Below are 6,152 nucleotides of genomic sequence, written 5' to 3' on the forward strand. Positions count from 1 at the left end.
GCCCGCGCCGATCCTGCCGACCAGTTTCCTCGGGGATTCGAAGCGGCGCGGGAGCGTCGCGGGTCAGGACGGTGACGCAGATGGGCGCAGTCGCGTCGACCGCAGAACGCGGTCGGAGCGCACGCGGGGGGCTCGTGGCCCGCACCGCGCTGCGCCTCCTCGCGCTCCTCGGCTTCGCGTGCGTCGCGATCATCCTGTGCAGCACCTCCGCCAACGCGGACAGCGCCGGTGATCCCGGGCAGGACGCCCCTCCCGCACCCAGCACCGACGGGGTCCCCGGGCTGCTGACGACCACGGACACCGTGCTCCGGTCGGTCGTCACGCCCGCAGCGCCTCAGGTCCCTCACGCCGCGGCGCCCGCCGTCCACCGGACCGCCTCGGCCGACCCGGTCACCGCCGCGATCTCGCCGATCCGGGACGCCGTCACGAAGGAGTCGCCGCGCAGCACCGGTTCGCCGGAGCACGCGGACCCCGTGGCGCTTCCGCTGCACGACGTGCTGACGCCCGTCGTCGGTGCCGCCACCCAGACGGTCACGCGCACGCTCGACGCTGTCGCCGACACGACCTCGTCGGTCTCGGCTCTCGCGCCGGCGACCACGCTGCTGCGCAACCTCAGCACCTCGACCACCCAGGTCGCCTCGAGCGTCGGATCGCTCACCACCCACGTCGACACCGGCCTGGTGTCGGTGGTGGCCGCCACCGACAGCCTGCTCACGCCGCTCACCGGCGGCGACCGACAGCTCGCCTCCACGGGCTCCTCCTCGTCGACGAGCACGGGTACCTCGTTCGCCCCGCCGACCATCGGCGGCACGTCGGACATCGCCTCCCTCGGCGTACTCGGCGGTCTGCGGGAGCCCGCGCTCAGCCAGCAGCCCACCCTCACCGGCTCCGGCCCGGGCGTGCTCGCGGCACCCCCGCAGCCGGCCGGGGTCTCCGCGGTGCAGTCCGTTCCGGCCGTCGTCGTCGCTCCGGCGACTCCGGCGTTCGGTGCAGTCGGTACCGCCATGGGCTCCGTGCCTGGCACCGCCGTGGGCGGCTCGAGCGCTCTGCACGAGCAGACCGAGGCCCCCCGCGGCTTCGACTTCCGGGCGGTGATGGCGATCGGACGTGCGTGCCACTCCGTCGTCCGACCGCTGCCCGGCACTCCTCTGGTCGACCCGGGCTTCTCGCCCGACTGAGCTCGAGGGTCCCGCGTCGTTCACGTGACGCGGGAGCCGCCGACCGACGGCAGCCGCCCCTGTGCGGACTGGTCGTCGATGGCGTCGACGGCGTTCGCAGGAGTTGATGCTCCCTCTCTTCGCAGAACCACTTCCTCGAAGCGATACCTGAAACAGGAGTACTCAGATGTCCCCCAAGTCTCGGAACACGCGCAGGCGCACGGAAGCGCCCGCCGAGTGGCAGCCCATCGGGCTCGCCACCCCTGTCCGCCCGACGCCGACCACGGTCGACGCGCGGACCCTGGTGCACGACCTCGCGGTCGCGCAGGCACGGCGGGCAGCCCGGTCCGTCATCACCCCCGGTGTCGTCCTCGCGGCGACGCTCGGGATCACCTCGTACGCCGCCGCGAGCGGTGCCATGCCCGACGCCACCGTCAGCACGAGCACGACCGCGACGCCGACCACGTCCAGCTCGACCACCACGTCGACGTCGACCACGTCCACCACGTCCACCACGTCGACGCCGACCATGTCGACGACGGCCACCACCCCCGGCGTACCGATGCCCACCACCGGTGGTGGCGCCGGCCTGTCCGGTCTCTCGGGTCTGGGGGCCAGCATCCCGGGTGGGAACCTCCCGGTGATCGGGAAGTTCGTCGCCAACGCGCCGGCCATCTTCAGCGCCGGTCTCCTCGGTGGTACCCCCGCGGTGCAGACCTCGGTCGACCCGCACCAGACGGGCCACTCCACCGGTGACACCACCGCTCCGGGCGGCGGCGACATGTGCGACTTCTTCCTGCAGCACATGTGGAAGAACGAGGACGGCATCCCGGTGCTGGGCAGCAACTCGCACTTCCTGACCTACCACACCGATCCGGCGTACAAGAACCTGATCCTGTCGCTGGCCAGCGGTGCGATCGGTAACTCGGAGATGCCGATCGTCAACATCTACCAAGGTCCGCTCGGCTGGATCCCGATCTTCAACCCGACCCACGTCCGGGGCCACGGCACCGACTACGTCACGCTGCTCACCGGGTGTGGGGGCATGGGTCTGCCGATCGACACCAAGACCGGCAGCGTCAACCTCGACCGGCTGCCCACTCCGGAGAAGGCGCTGAACCTCGCGACGCGGGTCATGCCGAACGTCCCGTCGCTGCCGAAGCTCATGGGGCCGGACTACCTGTACAACACGCTGCGGGTCGACGAGATCACCAACCGGCTCGGCTTCAACACGGTCATGACCCCCGAGGAGTACCTCGCGTTCGCGGGCAAGAACTTCGACGCGTTCCGCCTCGTCGGACAGACCGTGCTGGAGAAGATGAACAATCCGGCGAGCATCCTCGACGTCCTCAAGGTCACCGACAACATCCAGACCCTGCAGTCGCTCGGTCTCCCGGGCCTGCCGGGCTCGAGCGGCGGCTCGCTGACCGGCAAGCTCCCGACGGGTGGGCTCACCGCAGGCCTCCCGACGGCGGGCCTGACCGACAGCCTGCCCACATCCAGCGCTCCCGTGGTCGGGCCGCTGCTGGCTGACGCCCTCGGTGGCAAGGCCACGCCGCCGGCCGGTGTCGGGCTGCCGGGGACGAGCACCAGCATCGACAACGGTTCCACGACTCCGGGTTCGACCACTCCGGGTTCGACCACTCCGGGTTCCACGACTCCGGGTTCGACCACTCCGGGTTCGACCACTCCGGGTTCGACCACTCCGGGTTCGACCACTCCGGGTTCGACCACTCCGGGTTCGACCACTCCCGGTTCCACGACTCCGGGGAACACCGGGTCGGACTCGTCACCGCTGGGCGGCCTGATCCCGTCCGGCACCCTGCCGGGCGCTGACCTGCTCAGCTCGATCCCCGTTCTGGGCGGCTCGCTCTCCTCGGTGACCGGTACTCCGGGTTCGACCGCTCCGGGTTCCACGACTCCGGGTTCCACGACTCCGGGTTCCACGACTCCGGGTTCGACGACTCCGGGTTCGACGACTCCGGGTTCCACGACTCCGGGTTCCACGACTCCGGGTTCGACGACTCCGGGTTCCACGACTCCGGGTTCCACGACTCCGGGTTCCACGACTCCGGGTTCCACGACTCCGGGTTCCACGACTCCGGGTTCCACGACTCCGGGTTCCACGACCCCGGCCGGATCGCTGCCGGGCCTTGACGTCCTGGGCAGCCTGCCCGTGGTCGGTGGCGTGCTCTCGGGTGCGACGAACCCTGGTTCCACGAACCCTGGTTCCACGAACCCTGGTTCCACGAACCCTGGTTCCACGAACCCCGGTTCCACGAACCCCGGTTCCACGAACCCCGGTTCCACGAACCCCGGCTCCACGAACCCCGGCTCCACGAACCCCGGTTCGACCAACCCGGGTTCGACCAACCCGGGTTCGACCAACCCGGGTTCGACCAACCCGGGTTCGACCAACCCGGGTTCGACCAACCCCGGTTCGACCAACCCCGGTTCGACCAACCCCGGTTCGACCAACCCCGGTTCGACCAACCCCGGTTCCACCAACCCCGGTTCGACCAACCCCGGTTCGACCAACCCCGGTTCCACCAACCCCGGTTCGACCAACCCCGGTTCCACCAACCCCGGTTCCACCAACCCCGGTTCCACCAACCCCGGTTCGACCAACCCCGGTTCCACGAACCCCGGCTCGTCCAACCCGGGCTCGACGCCGCAGTCCAGCGTCGCGTTCACGGTCGGTCAGCCGACCGTCAACGGTGCCGGTTCGGGCCAGATGGTGAACCAGGGTTCGTCGGTCACGTTCAAGGTTCCGGTCACCAACACCGGTGAGCTGCCGCTGACGGGCCTCTCGGGCACGACCTCCGACGGCGCCCGGATGGTGGCACCGGCCGGTGCGGTCCGGCCCGGACAGACCGTGTACCTGACCTACACCACGTCCTCCCAGACGGGCCTGCACACGGTGGGCTTCAACATCGTCGGGTCGAACGCCAACGGTCAGCAGATGGCCAAGACGTGCGGCGCGTCGTACACGGGCGTGGCCCCCACCGCGGGCCAGGTCGTGGCCGGCAACGGGGTCACGGTGAACAACCAGCCGGTCAACTCGGGGGTTCGGTACACGTTCGGCTCCACGGCTCCGGCGAAGGTGGGCTTCCAGGTCACCAACACCGGTGACGCGCCGATCCGGACCCTGAGCGCGACCTCGCCGAACGGTCCTGTCAGCTGCGCGAAGAGCGCGCTCCAGCCCGGTGAGTCCACGACCTGCTCGGTGAGCATCTCTCCGCAATCGGGCCTCAACCAGGTGAAGGTCAGCTTCTCCGGTGTTGACGCCAACGGCCACACGACGACCAGCGCGAAGTCGTTGGACTACACCCTCTGCACGTGCGGTGACGTCCCTTCGACGCCGGTCGGCTGAGGCCCCGGGAAAGGGTGAATTGACATGAATCCCTGGATGAGGCGGTCCCTCGAGGCCGGCTTGTTCGTGGGCGGATTCCTTGCTGTCGGCGTGGGCGTCGCTCACGCCGACAGCGGGGGACCATCGCCAACGGACCCCACGTCCGGCCTCCTCCAACCCGTCACCCAGCTGTTGGGCAGCCGCTCGACCGGATCGAGCCTGTCCGACACCGTGAACGGCATCGCGAGCGGGCTGACCGGCCGTCAGACGACGTCGAACGACGTACCGACCATTCCGGCCGTTCCGACCGGGACCTCGGTGTCCACGACGGAGTCAACGCCGTCAACGCCATCGACTCCGTCAGCGCCGTCAGCGCCGTCAGCGCCGTCAGCGCCGACCACGACCGCGGCACTCGCCCATGTCGAGGGGGTGAACCCCGGTCGGTCCGACGCGGCGTCGTCGACCTCGTCGTCAAGCGCGACGCACAACGCGAGCTGTGCGTGTGCGATCACGACCGCGACGCCGACCGTCAACCAGACGGCGGCGGGTGCGCCGGGCTCGGCCTCGGCCGCTGCCGGGCAACCGGCGGACCTGGCCATCCCGGTCTACAACAGCTCGGTTGGCACCGTCAGCCAGCTCACCGCCTCGACGCCGCAGGGTCCCCTGACCTGCGGTGTCACGGTGGTGGCTGCGGGCGGCTCGACGTCCTGCGGCGGGGCCTACACCCCGAGTGCGGGTAGCCAGACGGTGCCCGTCGTCGTGTCCGGCACGACTGCGGCCGGGACCGTGCGGACGAGCGGAACGGCGTACCTCACCGGTACGACGCCCGTCGCCGCCGGAGGTCCCGACCCGGGCACGCCCGACTCCGGCAAGGACAGCTCCTGCGCCTGTGACCTGACGACCGGTACCCCCGCCTTCGACGGAGTTCCGGCTGGTTCCAGCAAGGGTGCGCAGGTGCCGGCAGGCCAGGCGGGAACGTTGTCCGTCCCTGTCTCCAACACCGGTTCCCAGCAGGTCTCGGGCTTGACCGCCCAGACCAGCCAGGGGTCGTTGACCTGCGCCGACACGACGCTGGCCCCCGGCGGGTCGACGACCTGCTCCGGCCCGGCCACCCCGTCCGCAGGCGACGAGGTCGTCCCGATCACTGTGTCGGGCACGACGCCGGACGGGCCGCGGTCCATCACGGGCTACGGCTACCTGCACGGCACCTCCGGATCCACCACGCCCGGTGGCTCCAACCCGGGTGGTTCGAACCCGGGCTCGACTCCGGGTGGTTCGAACCCGGGCTCGACTCCGGGTGGTTCGAACCCGGGCTCGACTCCGGGTGGTTCGAACCCGGGCTCCACGCCAGGTGGTTCTAACCCCGGTGGGTCGACTCCGACGGGCTCGATCACCGTCAACGGTGCGACCTACCCGGTCAGCAACGGGTCGGTCACCGTCGGTGGCATGTCGTACCCGGTGAACCCGGATGGCACGGTGTCGATCGGTGGCGTGAGCTACCCGGTCACGGCGAACGCGCCCGGTTCGACCACGCCGGGCGGGTCCAACCCGGGCTCGACTCCGGGTGGTTCGAACCCGGGCTCCACGCCAGGTGGTTCTAACCCCGGTGGGTCGACTCCGACGGGCTCGATCACCGTCAACGG

4 protein-coding genes and 1 pseudogene are annotated in these 6,152 nt (G+C 70.4%); 3 read left to right on the plus strand and 2 right to left on the minus strand.

Annotation, left to right across the window (positions count from 1 at the left end):
* Positions 1-134: 134 nt before the first annotated feature.
* The gene (locus tag ACYVAQ_RS02825; RefSeq protein ID WP_460786934.1) at positions 135-1,178 is read left to right on the plus strand and encodes a hypothetical protein; all 1,044 of its coding nucleotides are present in this window, start codon (positions 135-137) and stop codon (positions 1,176-1,178) included.
* A gap of 1,820 nt (positions 1,179-2,998) precedes the next feature.
* Here the strand turns inward: ACYVAQ_RS02825 and ACYVAQ_RS02830 are convergent.
* Positions 2,999-3,421, minus strand: a pseudogene (locus ACYVAQ_RS02830) (hypothetical protein); the annotation flags it as partial.
* Between ACYVAQ_RS02830 and ACYVAQ_RS02835 the strand changes: the two are divergent.
* Positions 3,346-4,530 (plus strand): hypothetical protein, encoded by a 1,185-nt coding sequence (locus ACYVAQ_RS02835; protein ID WP_460787069.1) that lies wholly within the window; start codon positions 3,346-3,348, stop codon positions 4,528-4,530. The pseudogene ACYVAQ_RS02830 and the gene ACYVAQ_RS02835 overlap by 76 nt on opposite strands.
* Positions 4,531-4,772: 242 nt before the next feature.
* On the opposite strand, the gene ACYVAQ_RS02840 is transcribed toward ACYVAQ_RS02835, so the two are convergent.
* Entirely contained in the window at positions 4,773-5,021 is a 249-nt protein-coding gene (locus ACYVAQ_RS02840) for a hypothetical protein (RefSeq protein ID WP_460786935.1), read from the minus strand.
* Between the two features lie 169 nt (positions 5,022-5,190).
* Between ACYVAQ_RS02840 and ACYVAQ_RS02845 the strand changes: the two genes are divergently transcribed.
* The coding region (locus tag ACYVAQ_RS02845; RefSeq protein ID WP_460786936.1) for a hypothetical protein at positions 5,191-6,152 on the plus strand (962 nt) is incomplete at its 3' end.

It is taken from the genome of Nocardioides maradonensis (genome assembly GCF_054777115.1).